Here is a 12,058-nt window from a genome sequence, read left to right on the forward strand (position 1 = left end):
TTGTAGTCAGGGGGCCATCCCCCGGACCTTGGAGAGCCGTCATGGACGATCAGATTCCGCAAAGCAGCGCCGACAGCAGCTATCGTGTCACCGCCGACGAGCTGCGCCAGTTCATCGAACGCTTCGAACGGCTGGAGCAGGAGAAGAAGGACATCGCCGAACAGCAGAAAGAGGTGATGGCCGAGGCCAAGGCGCGCGGATACGACACCAAGGTGATGCGCAAGGTGATCGCGCTGCGCAAGCGCGACAAGGACGATATCGCCGAGGAAGAGGCGGTCCTGGAGATGTACAAGGAAGCGCTGGGGATGTGAGCCGGCCCGAGGGGCGGTTGGTCCGCCCCGCGTTCAGGCCGGCTTGCGTTCAGGCCGGCTTGCGTGGGTTGGCACCCACCCTACGGGATACGGCGCCGGCCCGCGTCTATGGCGCGATGAACTGGACGCCCTGGATGCGCTCGATTTCGTAGACGTCTTCGTCGTAGGCCTCGGACAGGGTGTCAACCAGTTCCGCCGTCCAGCCGGGCAGGTCGAGTTCTTCCTCGATCTCTTCGTCCTTCACGAACTTGTCCAGAAAGGCGGAGATGACCCGGCGCTTCTGGATTTCGGTCATGCCGGGATGCGACGCGAGGTAGGTCTCGAACCGTTTCATGCCCGCAGACGTCATGATTTCCTGAAGCAGCGCGAATTCGCCTTCGAACTGGGCGTGGGGATCGAGCCCCGCCATCTCGCGCACGACCTGTGACCAGATCAGGGGGCTGTCCTCGTTGCACCAGACGGTGATGGGCATTTCGGGGAAGGCGCGCCGAAAGCGCGCGATGGTTTCGGACCAGCGGAATGCGGCAGGCTCCACGCCGTTCAGAAAATCGGCCATCGTGTCATGCGGCGTTTTCGCGAAAAGCGCGGGCAGATGGGTCGCGGGATCGCGCAGGCCCAGGAAGAGCTCGAGCTGATCGTTGGCGAATATCTCCTGGAAGGCCGCGATCCGCGTTTCGGCGGCGGGATAGAACATGCCCTGGCCCACGGCCATCTTGGGCGTGCCGAAAAAGGCCTGGTTCGACAGGACGAGCCGGTCATTGCCCGGATCGTGGTCGACCGCGGCCAGCACCTCGTTGCGCGTCTCGGCGGTGAGTCCTCTATCCGACACGGTGTTGAGGATATCCCGCAAAAGCTTGCGATAGGATTTCGGATCGGGGACGTCGGTGCCGATTTCGGCCAGCATCTCGCGGTTCGCCATCAACGTGTCGATCAGGCGATCCTCGTCCGTCATATGCGCCCCGGCGTGGATAACCACTTGCATTCTGTCACTTTCCCGTCATGAGCGTGCCGCCGCAATATAGAGGCTTTTGCGTGCAGTTAAACCGCTTTCGGCACCTTGCAGGGGACCGCAAGATTTCGTCTTGCGGTTCGCGCCCGGGATGCGTAATCAGTCCGTCAGTGCCCCTATAGCTCAGCTGGTAGAGCAACTGATTTGTAATCAGTAGGTCCGCGGTTCGAGTCCGTGTGGGGGCACCACTAACCCACTGAAAAGGTATAGGTTTCAGGCTCACAGGCTTTGCGTCCGTCCGAGCGTCCGAGCCGTCCGAATTCGGACGCTCGAAACCCAGGCCCTTGCGGCATGTTCGGCACAGGCGGTTGCCTGGGCCCATCGAGCGGAATTCGTCACCGCAGCACAGGCAGTTCTTCCACCTCGTTTGGCGCTGCAACTCGATTGCAGCCTTGCGCATCATGGCGGCATGGAAACTAGTGGCGGTGGCCAGCTCGAGGTCGCCATCCTTCACCACGTAGCTCTTGCTGTGTCCCACGACCTTAAGCATTGTCGGGTTCGTTCCGCTGGCGGGTGGCGATGCGGCAGATCATGTTCCACGCCTCCGGGCTTTCAGCATGAACAGGGCAACCCACCGTCAAGTCACCCTCGATGTGGACCGTCGAGCACATCACCAGTGGCGTCTCGAATGGACTGTCTTCTGGTCCGTAGTCCGGAACGGGCGCATTGCCACAGATCGGGCAGGGCAGCAGTACTTTTAGCGTGTCACCCGATGAAAAGCGAACGCGGTTCCCGTCAGCGTCGTACACGCCGCAGTTCCAGCCGTCTTTCTCCAGGTCATTCGTCATGGGGCTGGCCCTCAACTCCGCCTGACCAAAACAGCCAGTCGCGCTCATGCATGTAATTCAGAATAGTGATTGCGATCACTGCGGTCATGATGAAGCCCGCAGTGCGCCCTGCTGCTTCGGCAGCACCAAGCCAAAAAGCGTCAGCCTTGCTCTCAATTTTCCGCTCTAGAATGCGGAGTTCTAACCTTGCTTTATCCGTCATCTCTCTATCCTCTGGTTATGTGGCCGGGGCCTTCCTGCGGGTGGTCATTGCGCTTCCGGCAGCACTTCATTTCCGCTGGCGTCTTCGTATCGCGTCTCACCAAAATCACCGCCACAGCAGTCTGGGCACAGAATAATGGCAACAACTGCATTTGCCGGGTCATGCTCGTCGCGAGGCTGGCCGGGTATGTGAAGCCTGCATCTGGGACAGCGAAGGTCAATAAAACTATCGGCACGTGTGTTCATCCCACTCCCCCTCCCGGCCGCCGAACGGCCGCATCGGCGCGCAGCAAGGTGGTGTCGCGGATAGCGTCAACCGTTTTCATTGGAGGCAGCCTGCTTTTTTTCCTTCGCGGCTTGATACAGCCTGGCGGCCGCCAAGATGTAGGGTTTAATTTCGGGCTCTGCATCGTCGTATTTAAGGCCCGTCCAACGTCCATTGAGGCGCGGCAGTATCGCGCGAGGAATGGCTATCCAGTTCAGAGGATCCGTGTTTGCCTTGTTGCCGTCGATGCACTTGAGGCAATGACCCTCGGGCACAGCTCCGTTGATGGCTTCCCAGCGGATCAAATGGACCGCACGCCACCGAGATTGAAGCGGCATACCATCGTGTATTTTCCGCTCGAGGTAACCATCGAGCGACATGCGTTCCGTGCCGATCGGCTTGTAATTCTTCGAAGCTGCGCCGCTCCGGTTCCCTTTGGGGAACCATCCCTTTTCGCTACCTGGCGCGCAAAGGCCTTTCTGACCTTTGTTGGCCGGTTCATGCCCGGATTGAAACCGCCCTGTGCGCCCTGTGGTCCAGCCCTTGCGCGTGCAAAGTGACTTGATCGCGTCTACGGATATGTCCCTGCGGGCAAATTTCGCGCAAAACAGCTCATGCAATTTGCGGCGGGGCAATGTCTGTCTGGCCTCGAGCCAGGTCAACTCGTCCTCGCTATACGGGATTGGTTTGCCCTTCATTGCTCGGCGCTCCCATCGTGACCAAGCTGAGGCAGGTGTTGAAGGACGCCCTGCCCGTGTTCCGCGTAGAGCCTCGCCGCCTTGAGCCCTGTATCTGCAATGCGCAGTACCTGGTCGGAAACTTCCACGATTGCGTCGGCGCGTTTCACTTCACGCTCGATCGCATCGGCATCCAGATCTTCGTCGGCAAGGCGTTCGAGCTGCGCAAAAAGGTGATTGTTCAAATCCGATAACTTGTTTTTCATTGGTCCTCTGCCTTTCTCGCTCGAGCTTTAACCTTCGGAATACTCGTCCGGCCTTCATAGACCGGCAGCCACCGGCCTTTGTGCCTGGTCGCCTCGTTGATCGGGGAGCTCAGCTTTGCCAGGTGCCTGCGCTGACGCTCTTGCTCCTGACACATCAAAGCCGCCATCCGCGCCTGATTTGCCGAAAGCCCTGGTAAATTGCACATCACGCGGCCCCCTTTCCCGGCCGCCTGACAGCCGCCTGGGCGCGCAGCACGGTGTCGAGGCTGGGCGCCATGTAGACCTCGCTCAGGCCCGCGTCCTGGTCGGCCGTGTTGCCCAAGACATCGGCCACGTCCGACTTGCTGGCGCCGCCGGCGCGGGACCATTTGCCGAAGGTCCGGCGCAGGTCGCGGAATTGCAGCGTGGCGGCCGTGGGCTCCTCTTTCGCGGCCGCGGCGCGGATCCTCTTCCAGAGCTTCCAGAAGGTGTCGGGCAGGATCGGGGCGCCATCGGGGCCGGCCATCAGGAATTCGTCGCCGGCGGCCGCCTGGTCCTGCAATGCGCGGATCCTCGGGGCGACCTCTTCATGTACGGGCACGATCCCGTAGGTGCCGCGCTTCGATCGGGTCAGTTCCCAGCCGAAGATATCGACGGGCGCGCCGTTTTCCATACGCAGCTGCATGTCGCGGAAATCGCTCAGTCGGGCGTGCAGTATATCCTCGCGCCGCTGGGCGCAGAGGATCGATAACGCAATGGCGGTCGCCATCCGCTGCATCTTGGCATCGCCCGCCTGGTGCAGCTGGTCGGCGGCGGCCATGAGTGCGTCGAATTCGTTCCAGGTCGCGCGGCGGCCGCGCTTGGGCGTGGCCTTCATCTTGAGACGGAAACAGGGGTTCGATCCTTCCGGGCGCCAGCCGATCGTTTCGGCGTGCGACATCAGCACCGACATCATGCGCAGCTGGCCGGCCGCCCAGTGCGCCTTGCCCGTGTCCAAGATGGTTTCATACCACTGGTTCATCACCGGCTTGGTGAATTGCGCGACCGCGTAGCTGCCCCATTTCCGGGCAATCGCGTTCAGCTTGATGTCGTAGTCCCGGCGCGTCGCCGGCTTGCGTTCCTTGAAGAACCGTGACCGGCGATAGTCGTTGATCAGAGCGTCGATCGTGCGGCCGCCTGGGCCGGTGGAGCGCTTCGTGCCAGCATCGAGCGCCGCAGCCTCGTCCTTGCCCAGCTCACGCGCCTTGCCGATCGACCAGGTGGGCCGCTCAGGATCGAGGTCGACGGGCGCCAGGCCGGCGGCGCGGCCGGCGGCGGACGGTTCCCACCAGACCCGCCAGGATCCGTCCCCGCGCTGGCGCTGGCGCAGACCCTTGATCTTTTCGCGTATGGGTTTCATGGCGGTCACACGGCAGAAACTGCGATCAGTGATCCGATCGCAGCCAAAAGCAGGCTCGTCAGCTTCAAGCCGTGAAGGCATGCGAGGATCAGGGATCTTTCGCGGTCGTCGCGCGACACATAGATGCTTGTGCTGAATTCGCTCATGCCCGCCGTGCCTCTGCCATCAAGGCGGTGTCCACGGCTCTGATGTGCCGGTGCCCCGACACGCGCTCGATGCGCTGTTGCACCCATGCTGCCACGGCTGAGCGCGCCCATTTGAGCGGACGCTGGCAGGTCGGCATCGGGCAGGGAAAATCAAGGTCCCGCTCGAGGCGCTTGCGATCCTGCAAAAAGGCCGCGCCCGAGCTGTAGCCGCACATGCTGGCCACGTCGCTGGCGGTGATGTACGCGCTCATTCGCCCATCCTTTCCTGGCAGTCGCCCCAGCGTTTCATGGACAGGCCGAATTCGTCTTCCGGCTCTTCGTCGGGATTGTGGATTTCGGCCAGCAGCAAGAGGTAAAGGCCGGCAAAAACCGCCACGATGGCGATGATGCAGGCGAGTATGAGGATGCTCGATACGCTCATGGTTTTTCCTTCAAGACCGCGGACCCGTCTGCCCCAGGTGCCGCGTGCGTGAGTGGTATTGGGGCGGGCCGGGATGCAGGCCCGGGCAGACCCCGGTGGACCTATAGGGTGCCGTTGCGGAACCCGACGCGCAGACCCTTGGCCAGGGTGCGCGTGAAATCGGCGCTGGACCGCATCTGGCGCGGCAGGGTCATGTTGTCGATCGGTACGGGCGGAGCGGTGTCGGCCTGCGTCTTGATGCGCATGGCCCACGTTTCGATGCAGTCCAGCGCATAGAGAAAGCCGTTGCGTTCATCGACGCTCATTTTCCGAAGTCGGATGTCGACCGAGCTTTGCATCAGCCCTGACCGTGCAAAAAAAACACGTTGTCGATGTCCGCGGCCGTGCCGATCAGATCCATGACCGCGCGCCTGTGTAGCAGCTCTTCGCAGAGCTGGGGCATCGTCAACAGGATCAGGTGCGCCTCGGCCGTGGTCAACGTTTCGCCGTTCTGTGCCTGCGTGGCGATGTCCTGGACGGATTGCAGTATTTCATCCGACACCTTGCCGGCGCGCGTGTGCGCAATCGTGGGAATTTCCTGGGGGGATGCCTGTACCAAAACTTGTCTCCTGTGGGTAACTTTCCCACATGGTTACAAGTAAGCACTTTACACCGTCAACACTAAAATAGTGAAAATCACAAAATTAGTGCGTGCCGCGATCAACCTTCATGAAGTGCCGGCTGTATTTTGCCAGCGCGCGGCCGGCAATCCGATCGTGCGCCTTTTGGCTTGCAAACCCAGCCAGCGCAAGGGCGGCGAGTACGAAAACCGCATCGACCACGCCCCGCAAGTCGGGACCTGTCGCGTTGGGTATCAGCAGCATGTAGGGGGCGATCAGCGCGGTGGCCAGGCCGATCCCGATGCCCCAGCTTATCCAGGGGGCGCGGCTTTTGCGTATCAAAAGCGCCCGGAGTTGACGTTGCGCCAGCTGCGTGTCCGTGCTGTCCGGGCCGTTTCGCTCGAGGGTATTTTCCACGCGGATCAACGCGGCATCGAGTTCGGCATCCTGGTCCCGCATCATGCACAGGCGCGCCAGCTGGCGATGACCTTGCCGCGGATCACCACGTTCTGACCGTCGACAACATGCGTTCGTGGTTCCCCATCTTCTGCCTGAAACCCTATCAAAACAGGGGGCTGATACCGCCGCAACACGGTTTCGGCCGTTCCGGTCTGCCAGTCGTACACCTGCGCAATCACGGTGTCGCCTTTCTTGCAGGTTTCCGGCGTCGTAGTGTCGACCAGCATCATGTCGCCAGGCAAGATCCCGAAATACGCCATGGCGCGGGATTTTGCCTGCCAGACATCCACGCCCGGCTTGCCGCCACCGAAATTGCGCGCGATCGAAATGACCTTGTCGCCTTCGCCGGGCTTGCCCGTGAAGGGCTGGGCGTCGGTTTCCGAAAACCCGCGTTGCATCACCTCCGCCTCTTCGCGTGGAGCGATGCCGGCACGGTCCATCACTTCAGACAGCGACACGCCCAGAACCTGCGCAAAAACCCGCGCCTGTTCCAGGTTCATCTTTTGGCGGCCGACATAGATGCGTGACACGACAGACCGATCGCGGCCGAGCTTGTCTGCAATTTCTTCGGCGGTTACGCCCGCGATCTTTTGTTGTCGTTTGAACCACTTGTCATCCATGCGGTGTAAAGTAGTAACTGGCGACCACTAAAAAACGGGTGAAAATCACAAAATTAGTATTGCGTTGTGATATGTCATGCCGCTACATCTTGCGTCATGAGTAAGCACCTTACACCACTGGATGTTGTCGAATGCCTCGTGGCGCTTTTGCCCGAGTTGCATTCAATTGCGGGTTGTCATCCCAAATCGCCTTGGGGGTGGCGCCGGAAAAGCGCCTGGCGCGACGCCGGTGATATCCCGCACCCCGCGATGCGACTGATCCACGCGCACGCGGCCAAGCAGGGTATCCCGCTCACCACAGACCACCTTGTCTGGGGCGCGTCCTGGGACGAGGTGCAGGAACTCTTGGACGACATGGGAAAACCCATGCCGCCGCAAGTCCGCGAACGCCTGCAACCGAAGGTGGCCGCGGAATGAGGGACGGTCGCGTCATATCAAATGGTTGTCGGAGCCATATGGCGCGCCAGGGCGCGGTGGTGGTTTTTCTTTCTCCTACACCCCGCGTCCCGAAGTTCAAGAATGCGGTGCCGGTTCTCTCCTTAGGCCGGTGCCGTTGTGGCCTGTTATCCCGTTGCGCATTCCCCCGCGCAGCAGGCCACGGTTGCCCCGCGTGTGAGCAGACATCCCCCCAGGTGGCGCGCGAGGGTAGCGAGGGGCGGGCGCACGTCGCCATGTCTGGCAGTTGCATGGCCGCGCCTGCCCCTCATTCAAATGCCGGTGGTGTCGGCCATGTCGTATGACCCGATCATCGAGCTGAAATTCGCGGCGTTTGCGGTTGGCCAACGAGCCAAGGTCAATGACCTCGAGCAGTGGCAGGTCGACGAAATGCGGGCCAAGGCGGAGCGCTACATCGCCAACCCGCAGGACGTGCTGCGCCGCGCGGTTATCGGGTTCGCCACCAGGTACGAACTGGACCGCCACAATCCGACCCAGCTGTACGAGATAGGCACGGCCCTGGTCGATCTGGTGGACACGCTCAACGTGCCGGTCCCGCCGGCACAGGACAGAAAGGATATCTATGGCTGACGCATCCGACATCCAGCGCGCCGATCCATCGGCGCCCCTCACCCCGGCGGATCATGCCCTGGCGCACGCCCTGAGCATCCACCTGCTGACCGTGATCGAGGACAAAGGCTGGACCGAGATAGTGCGCGACGCGCTGCAGGGCGCGATCCAGCGTCGATCGGGGCAGAACAGCTATGCCGAAAGTCTGGACACCTGCGCCCGCGCGATCCTGTCATCGCAGCCGCGCACGGCACAGCGCAACCGCGCCGACATGAACGCCCGCAACGCCCTGGTGATCTTTCACCAATGGCGCCTTGGCCTGGCCTTGGAAAAGCAGGGCGACTGTTAACTCGAAAGCTCAGAAAGAGGACCACAAACATGCAAACTATGTTCTTCGGCACGAAGCAGATCTTCGCGCGGCCCATGACGCGGGCGGAATACAATGATTATCGCGGCTGGCAGCTGCCGGCCGATGAAAACGGCGCCGATGCCGGCTTCCTGGTCGAGTACGTCGATGGTGGTCAGGCCAATCATCCGGACCACGAAGGCTATATTAGCTGGTCGCCGGAAGATGTCTTCCACCGTGCCTATCAGCCGGCCACCGCCATGAGCTTCGGGCACGCCATCGAAGCGATGAAGCGCGGCGCCAAGGTCGCGCGCGCAGGCTGGAACGGAAAGGGCATGTGGATTGCGCTTTCGCCTGGCACCGCCATCGAGGCCAAAGCTGGAAAATGCGGACACGCGGCCGGCAAACTGGCGGCCGAGCTGCAAGATGAAGACGCTGAAATCGAGCTTTGCGCGCACATCGACATGAAGGCGGCAGACGGTTCGCTGGTGATCGGTTGGCTGGCCAGCCAGACCGACATGCTGGCGGAAGACTGGACGATCGTTTCGTAGGGACGTCTGCGCCATGACCCAGCAAACCTATTCGATCGAGGACATCAAGCACATGCTGGCGGACCGCGTTGAAGACGTGGCCCGCCACTATGCACCCGAAGTCCAGGGATCCTATACGGCAAATGGCGCTTACTGGACACTCAATCCCGGCCGCGCCGATCGCAGCGTCGGCAGTTTCTGCGTCCATCTGACTGGAGCCAGGCGCGGCCGCTGGAACGACTACGCCACGAACGACCGTGGCGACCTGTTGGACCTGATTGCGCTGCAGCTGAACTGCAGCCTGTCCGAGGCGCTGCGGGAGGCGCGCCGCTACCTGGGCCTGAGTGCTGACGATCCTGCGGCAAAGCGGCGTCGGGAAGATGCCTTGCGGCGTAGCAGGGAGCGGGCCGCCCAGGCGCGCCACGACGATCGTCAACGCGCCTTTCGCCAGGGGCGCCAGGCACAGGCAATATTCCTTTCCGGCGAAACCAGGTTGCGCGGCACACCTGTCGACTACTACCTGAAAGGCCGGGGCGTGGACCTGGCCGAGCTGGGCCGGCAACCGGGCGCGCTGCGATACCTGCCCAACTGCAAGTATTACGACGAAGACCCGGAAACCGGCGAAGTGATCGAAGCCATGTTCCCGGCCATGGTGGCAATCGTCACCGACTGGCGCGGCAACCAGACCGCGGTGCATCGGACCTACCTGGGCCTCGATGGCAATGGATGCTGGGCCAAGGCCAGTGTGCGTCAGCCAAAGAAGGTGCTGGGCAGCTACGCCGGTGCGGCAATCAATATCTGGCGCGGGATCGGCCCGCGCGGCGGCAAGCCTGCCAGCCTGCCACAATGCCCGCCGGGCAGTCATGTGTTCATCACCGAAGGGATCGAGGACGCGCTGAGCGTCGTGCTGTTGAAGCCAGCGGCGCGCGTGATCGCGGCAATCAGCCTGGGAAACCTGGGTGCGCTGCAGCTTCCCAAGAATGTCAGCGACATCACGTTGGTGGCCGACCAGGACGAAAACGACCAGGCGCGCGCCGCGCTCGAGCGCGCGATCGCCACGCACCAGGACGCCGGCCGCGCGGTGCGGATCTGGCAGAACGGTCACGGCGGTAAGGATCTAAACGACGCGCTTAGAGCGGCGCGCAGAGCCAAACAGGGGGCAGCATGACAAAATCCAAAGAGCTTCAATCGGTGCTCAATGACATTCGATCACAGCGCGCGGCGCTCGATGTTCAGGCCACGGCACTGACCGAAATCGCGAAGTTTCAGAACAAGCTGAAAGGCCGTGGGTGCAGCGTCTCTGTGGGTGTGAACGGCACCCACGTGACCCTCAACATAGACCTGAGCCCGCCGGCGGCATTGCCGGCACCAGAAAGCGCGGCGGCCTCGACCGGCGCATCGAGCGCAGCCACGGCCACGGTCTCCGGGCCGTTCTCGGATGAAGAAAACGAGCGGATCCTGAAGCTGCATGACGAGGGGTTTGGCCGCGAGGATATTGCCGCCAAGCTCGAACGAAAATTCGGCGCCGTTGCGCTGCAATTGGGGCGGCTGTTGAAAAAGCGGGAGAAGGGCAAGCCGGCGGCCGAGCCAGAGCCGGAGCGCAACCCCGAACCGGAGCCAGAGCCAGATCTGGCACCGGAGGCAAACCCCGAACCCGCGCCCAAGTTAAAGCCAACACTGGGTAAGCCGCCGAACAGCAGGTTGATCCAGTCGCCAGGCGTGACGCCGCCACGCCCGCAGCATCACCCGCTCGATGTTTACGAATGGGCCATATTTTGCGCGCTGGAACGGATCGACCTGACCGAAATCTGGGATCCTCAGAAAGACCTCGAGCTTTGCCATGGTATCCTTGCCGGCAATCGTCTCGATGTCGCCGCCGCCGCGGTGCGCATCAGCCCGGAGCTGGCCAAGGCGCGTTGGGAGCAATTGAACACCAAGCCCGGTGACCTCGATCATCAGCGGCGCCTGGTCGCCGTTCTGAAATATCGCGCTGCGCAGGCGTCGGCATGAACTTTCGTGCGCAAACCTGCCCCGAGACGGGCCAGGCGCAGCTGGCTTTTGGTGCCGGCAGCGCGATTGATGTCAACCAGCGCGGCGAATTGTGCGGATTGAGCCTCGAGCGCGAGGACGTGGCGGATCGGTTTCTGGCGCAGGCGCTGGCCCGCAAGGCCCTGGGCCGGGCGCGTGTCGAGCTGGGCTGGACCATCCGGCACCACCTGACAGCAACGCCGGCAGACTTCGCTCGCTTCATGGAAACGGCCGCCGGCATCGCCAGCGACCTGGGCGCACGGGTGGCGCCGGCATGAGCGTGTCAGTTTTCGCCAGGCCATTCGGGCGGCCGGTAACCGCCCAACATCCACGCCATGACCTGGCACGCTACGGGATTGGGCGGCCGCGCCGACTTGACATCCGGCGCCATTTCCCAGCGTCGGATCGTGGCGGGATCGGTGTTCAGGATTGCGCCCAGCTGCGCTTGCGTGAGGCCCAGCTTGCGCCGGGCCCCCTTGAATTCGTCGGGTGTCATGTTCAGCGCCATCGGCGCCCCCTTTCCCTAGTGGTTCCAGTGCCCGCGGCCGAATTTCATGCCGCGGATATGCAGGCGGTTCAGCGGGTCGATCGGAACGTCAAAGGTGCAAAGCTCGCCGCGCCTGTCAAGGGCATACACCGACGCTTCGCCCCATGTTTCCGGTTCCCCCTTGAACCCGTCGATCCGAAAGCACCAGGCGCCGGTGCCGGCCTCGCGTTCCTGGTACCAGCCATGCCAATTGCGGCATTCCCAGCTTCCGGCCCACCAGGTTGCACCTTGGCGACTGCGGTCAATGTCGAAAAGCTCGAGCTGTTCCATTGTTCAGCCCTCAACCAGGTCAAGGCAATGCAGCGCGGTGTTCAGCTGGTCGATCATCCCGCTTTCGCAACCGTTGAGATTGTTCATTTCGAGCCGGTCTATGGCGGCCTCGAGCGCGTCGCGGATGCAGCCAATGGGATCCTCAAACGGGTTGCTGGTGTCTGCCTGTGCCATGATTTTTTCCCTTTCAGT

General features: G+C 62.2%; 24 protein-coding genes and 1 tRNA gene. 9 read left to right on the top strand and 16 right to left on the bottom strand.

Annotated elements, in window-relative coordinates; translation table 11 throughout:
• The first annotated feature begins 41 nt into the window (after positions 1-41).
• Positions 42-311: a DUF2312 domain-containing protein gene (locus KUV49_RS09530; RefSeq protein WP_152491977.1), complete on the top strand. Its 270-nt coding sequence runs from the start codon at positions 42-44 to the stop codon at positions 309-311.
• Between the two features lie 106 nt (positions 312-417).
• Here the strand turns inward: KUV49_RS09530 and KUV49_RS09535 are convergent, their stop codons facing one another.
• Entirely contained in the window at positions 418-1,293 is an 876-nt protein-coding gene (locus KUV49_RS09535) for a hypothetical protein (RefSeq protein WP_222449735.1), read from the bottom strand.
• A gap of 139 nt (positions 1,294-1,432) precedes the next feature.
• Between KUV49_RS09535 and KUV49_RS09540 the strand changes: the two genes are divergently transcribed.
• A tRNA-Thr gene (locus KUV49_RS09540) sits at positions 1,433-1,508 on the top strand.
• Positions 1,509-1,802: 294 nt separating this feature from the next.
• On the opposite strand, the gene KUV49_RS09545 is transcribed toward KUV49_RS09540, so the two are convergent.
• The 12 genes from KUV49_RS09545 to KUV49_RS09600 all read right to left on the bottom strand — a co-directional run bounded on the left by KUV49_RS09545 (position 1,803) and on the right by KUV49_RS09600 (position 7,140).
• Positions 1,803-2,108, bottom strand: coding sequence for a hypothetical protein (locus KUV49_RS09545; RefSeq protein WP_222449736.1), 306 nt, complete (start codon positions 2,106-2,108; stop codon positions 1,803-1,805).
• Positions 2,098-2,310: a hypothetical protein gene (locus KUV49_RS09550; RefSeq protein ID WP_222449737.1), complete on the bottom strand. Its 213-nt coding sequence runs from the start codon at positions 2,308-2,310 to the stop codon at positions 2,098-2,100. Before KUV49_RS09550 ends, KUV49_RS09545 begins: the two co-directional genes overlap by 11 nt.
• A gap of 311 nt (positions 2,311-2,621) precedes the next feature.
• Complete coding sequence (locus tag KUV49_RS09555) at positions 2,622-3,272, bottom strand: HNH endonuclease (RefSeq protein WP_222449738.1); 651 nt, start codon at positions 3,270-3,272, stop codon at positions 2,622-2,624.
• On the bottom strand, positions 3,269-3,517 hold the full coding sequence (locus KUV49_RS09560; protein ID WP_222449739.1) for a hypothetical protein: 249 nt from the start codon (positions 3,515-3,517) through the stop codon (positions 3,269-3,271). Before KUV49_RS09560 ends, KUV49_RS09555 begins: the two co-directional genes overlap by 4 nt.
• 205 nt (positions 3,518-3,722) lie before the next feature.
• Positions 3,723-4,895, bottom strand: coding sequence for a tyrosine-type recombinase/integrase (locus KUV49_RS09565; protein ID WP_222449740.1), 1,173 nt, complete (start codon positions 4,893-4,895; stop codon positions 3,723-3,725).
• Between the two features lie 5 nt (positions 4,896-4,900).
• Positions 4,901-5,041 carry a hypothetical protein gene (locus KUV49_RS09570; protein ID WP_222449741.1) on the bottom strand — a complete coding sequence of 47 codons (141 nt, stop codon included), beginning with the start codon at positions 5,039-5,041 and terminating at the stop codon, positions 4,901-4,903.
• The gene (locus KUV49_RS09575; protein ID WP_222449742.1) at positions 5,038-5,292 is read right to left on the bottom strand and encodes a hypothetical protein; all 255 of its coding nucleotides are present in this window, start codon (positions 5,290-5,292) and stop codon (positions 5,038-5,040) included. Before KUV49_RS09575 ends, KUV49_RS09570 begins: the two co-directional genes overlap by 4 nt.
• On the bottom strand, positions 5,289-5,462 hold the full coding sequence (locus KUV49_RS09580) for a hypothetical protein (RefSeq protein ID WP_222449743.1): 174 nt from the start codon (positions 5,460-5,462) through the stop codon (positions 5,289-5,291). Before KUV49_RS09580 ends, KUV49_RS09575 begins: the two co-directional genes overlap by 4 nt.
• A gap of 101 nt (positions 5,463-5,563) precedes the next feature.
• Entirely contained in the window at positions 5,564-5,767 is a 204-nt protein-coding gene (locus KUV49_RS09585) for a hypothetical protein (protein WP_222449744.1), read from the bottom strand.
• A gap of 32 nt (positions 5,768-5,799) precedes the next feature.
• Positions 5,800-6,060, bottom strand: coding sequence for a hypothetical protein (locus KUV49_RS09590; RefSeq protein WP_222449745.1), 261 nt, complete (start codon positions 6,058-6,060; stop codon positions 5,800-5,802).
• Positions 6,061-6,145: 85 nt separating this feature from the next.
• Positions 6,146-6,523: a hypothetical protein gene (locus KUV49_RS09595; protein WP_222449746.1), complete on the bottom strand. Its 378-nt coding sequence runs from the start codon at positions 6,521-6,523 to the stop codon at positions 6,146-6,148.
• Positions 6,520-7,140: a LexA family transcriptional regulator gene (locus KUV49_RS09600; protein ID WP_222545603.1), complete on the bottom strand. Its 621-nt coding sequence runs from the start codon at positions 7,138-7,140 to the stop codon at positions 6,520-6,522. The genes KUV49_RS09595 and KUV49_RS09600 overlap by 4 nt, the downstream gene beginning before the upstream one ends.
• 96 nt (positions 7,141-7,236) lie before the next feature.
• Here KUV49_RS09600 and KUV49_RS09605 point away from each other — a divergent pair, with 96 nt between their 5' ends.
• The 7 genes from KUV49_RS09605 (at position 7,237) to KUV49_RS09635 (ending at position 11,327) form a co-directional block, all read left to right on the top strand.
• Positions 7,237-7,557: a hypothetical protein gene (locus KUV49_RS09605; RefSeq protein WP_222449748.1), complete on the top strand. Its 321-nt coding sequence runs from the start codon at positions 7,237-7,239 to the stop codon at positions 7,555-7,557.
• Between the two features lie 294 nt (positions 7,558-7,851).
• On the top strand, positions 7,852-8,166 hold the full coding sequence (locus tag KUV49_RS09610) for a hypothetical protein (protein WP_222449749.1): 315 nt from the start codon (positions 7,852-7,854) through the stop codon (positions 8,164-8,166).
• Positions 8,159-8,494 (top strand): hypothetical protein, encoded by a 336-nt coding sequence (locus tag KUV49_RS09615; protein WP_222449750.1) that lies wholly within the window; start codon positions 8,159-8,161, stop codon positions 8,492-8,494. The genes KUV49_RS09610 and KUV49_RS09615 overlap by 8 nt, the downstream gene beginning before the upstream one ends.
• 29 nt (positions 8,495-8,523) lie before the next feature.
• The gene (locus tag KUV49_RS09620; protein ID WP_222449751.1) at positions 8,524-9,042 is read left to right on the top strand and encodes a DUF2829 domain-containing protein; all 519 of its coding nucleotides are present in this window, start codon (positions 8,524-8,526) and stop codon (positions 9,040-9,042) included.
• A 13-nt stretch (positions 9,043-9,055) separates the two neighbouring features.
• Positions 9,056-10,189 carry a toprim domain-containing protein gene (locus tag KUV49_RS09625; protein WP_222449752.1) on the top strand — a complete coding sequence of 378 codons (1,134 nt, stop codon included), beginning with the start codon at positions 9,056-9,058 and terminating at the stop codon, positions 10,187-10,189.
• On the top strand, positions 10,186-11,031 hold the full coding sequence (locus KUV49_RS09630; protein WP_222449753.1) for a hypothetical protein: 846 nt from the start codon (positions 10,186-10,188) through the stop codon (positions 11,029-11,031). The genes KUV49_RS09625 and KUV49_RS09630 overlap by 4 nt, the downstream gene beginning before the upstream one ends.
• Complete coding sequence (locus KUV49_RS09635; protein WP_222449754.1) at positions 11,028-11,327, top strand: hypothetical protein; 300 nt, start codon at positions 11,028-11,030, stop codon at positions 11,325-11,327. The genes KUV49_RS09630 and KUV49_RS09635 overlap by 4 nt, the downstream gene beginning before the upstream one ends.
• 5 nt (positions 11,328-11,332) lie before the next feature.
• Here KUV49_RS09635 and KUV49_RS09640 read toward each other — a convergent pair whose 3' ends face one another.
• Genes KUV49_RS09640 through KUV49_RS09650 form a run of 3 tightly spaced genes read right to left on the bottom strand, consistent with a single transcriptional unit; the run spans position 11,333 to position 12,040 of the window.
• Complete coding sequence (locus KUV49_RS09640; protein ID WP_261391135.1) at positions 11,333-11,557, bottom strand: helix-turn-helix domain-containing protein; 225 nt, start codon at positions 11,555-11,557, stop codon at positions 11,333-11,335.
• A 15-nt stretch (positions 11,558-11,572) separates the two neighbouring features.
• Positions 11,573-11,866 carry a hypothetical protein gene (locus tag KUV49_RS09645; RefSeq protein WP_222449755.1) on the bottom strand — a complete coding sequence of 98 codons (294 nt, stop codon included), beginning with the start codon at positions 11,864-11,866 and terminating at the stop codon, positions 11,573-11,575.
• A 3-nt stretch (positions 11,867-11,869) separates the two neighbouring features.
• Positions 11,870-12,040 carry a hypothetical protein gene (locus KUV49_RS09650; protein ID WP_222449756.1) on the bottom strand — a complete coding sequence of 57 codons (171 nt, stop codon included), beginning with the start codon at positions 12,038-12,040 and terminating at the stop codon, positions 11,870-11,872.
• Positions 12,041-12,058: the final 18 nt, after the last annotated feature.

This window comes from Roseovarius atlanticus (genome assembly GCF_019802205.1).
Lineage (GTDB): Bacteria > Pseudomonadota > Alphaproteobacteria > Rhodobacterales > Rhodobacteraceae > Roseovarius > Roseovarius atlanticus_A.

What these genes read in the sequence shown, in the direction of transcription:
- KUV49_RS09605 (WP_222449748.1), top strand. Translation starts at nt 7,237, where the DNA reads ATGAGTAAGCACCTTACACCACTGGATGTTGTCGAATGCCTCGTGGCG.
- KUV49_RS09570 (WP_222449741.1), bottom strand. Translation starts at nt 5,041, where the DNA reads ATGAGCGAATTCAGCACAAGCATCTATGTGTCGCGCGACGACCGCGAA.
- KUV49_RS09555 (WP_222449738.1), bottom strand. Translation starts at nt 3,272, where the DNA reads ATGAAGGGCAAACCAATCCCGTATAGCGAGGACGAGTTGACCTGGCTC.
- KUV49_RS09635 (WP_222449754.1), top strand. Translation starts at nt 11,028, where the DNA reads ATGAACTTTCGTGCGCAAACCTGCCCCGAGACGGGCCAGGCGCAGCTG.
- KUV49_RS09530 (WP_152491977.1), top strand. Translation starts at nt 42, where the DNA reads ATGGACGATCAGATTCCGCAAAGCAGCGCCGACAGCAGCTATCGTGTC.
- KUV49_RS09545 (WP_222449736.1), bottom strand. Translation starts at nt 2,108, where the DNA reads ATGACGAATGACCTGGAGAAAGACGGCTGGAACTGCGGCGTGTACGAC.
- KUV49_RS09645 (WP_222449755.1), bottom strand. Translation starts at nt 11,866, where the DNA reads ATGGAACAGCTCGAGCTTTTCGACATTGACCGCAGTCGCCAAGGTGCA.
- KUV49_RS09585 (WP_222449744.1), bottom strand. Translation starts at nt 5,767, where the DNA reads ATGAGCGTCGATGAACGCAACGGCTTTCTCTATGCGCTGGACTGCATC.
- KUV49_RS09560 (WP_222449739.1), bottom strand. Translation starts at nt 3,517, where the DNA reads ATGAAAAACAAGTTATCGGATTTGAACAATCACCTTTTTGCGCAGCTC.
- KUV49_RS09640 (WP_261391135.1), bottom strand. Translation starts at nt 11,557, where the DNA reads ATGGCGCTGAACATGACACCCGACGAATTCAAGGGGGCCCGGCGCAAG.
- KUV49_RS09580 (WP_222449743.1), bottom strand. Translation starts at nt 5,462, where the DNA reads ATGAGCGTATCGAGCATCCTCATACTCGCCTGCATCATCGCCATCGTG.
- KUV49_RS09600 (WP_222545603.1), bottom strand. Translation starts at nt 7,140, where the DNA reads ATGGATGACAAGTGGTTCAAACGACAACAAAAGATCGCGGGCGTAACC.
- KUV49_RS09595 (WP_222449746.1), bottom strand. Translation starts at nt 6,523, where the DNA reads ATGATGCGGGACCAGGATGCCGAACTCGATGCCGCGTTGATCCGCGTG.
- KUV49_RS09575 (WP_222449742.1), bottom strand. Translation starts at nt 5,292, where the DNA reads ATGAGCGCGTACATCACCGCCAGCGACGTGGCCAGCATGTGCGGCTAC.
- KUV49_RS09615 (WP_222449750.1), top strand. Translation starts at nt 8,159, where the DNA reads ATGGCTGACGCATCCGACATCCAGCGCGCCGATCCATCGGCGCCCCTC.
- KUV49_RS09610 (WP_222449749.1), top strand. Translation starts at nt 7,852, where the DNA reads ATGCCGGTGGTGTCGGCCATGTCGTATGACCCGATCATCGAGCTGAAA.
- KUV49_RS09565 (WP_222449740.1), bottom strand. Translation starts at nt 4,895, where the DNA reads ATGAAACCCATACGCGAAAAGATCAAGGGTCTGCGCCAGCGCCAGCGC.
- KUV49_RS09620 (WP_222449751.1), top strand. Translation starts at nt 8,524, where the DNA reads ATGCAAACTATGTTCTTCGGCACGAAGCAGATCTTCGCGCGGCCCATG.
- KUV49_RS09630 (WP_222449753.1), top strand. Translation starts at nt 10,186, where the DNA reads ATGACAAAATCCAAAGAGCTTCAATCGGTGCTCAATGACATTCGATCA.
- KUV49_RS09650 (WP_222449756.1), bottom strand. Translation starts at nt 12,040, where the DNA reads ATGGCACAGGCAGACACCAGCAACCCGTTTGAGGATCCCATTGGCTGC.
- KUV49_RS09535 (WP_222449735.1), bottom strand. Translation starts at nt 1,293, where the DNA reads ATGCAAGTGGTTATCCACGCCGGGGCGCATATGACGGACGAGGATCGC.
- KUV49_RS09625 (WP_222449752.1), top strand. Translation starts at nt 9,056, where the DNA reads ATGACCCAGCAAACCTATTCGATCGAGGACATCAAGCACATGCTGGCG.
- KUV49_RS09550 (WP_222449737.1), bottom strand. Translation starts at nt 2,310, where the DNA reads ATGACGGATAAAGCAAGGTTAGAACTCCGCATTCTAGAGCGGAAAATT.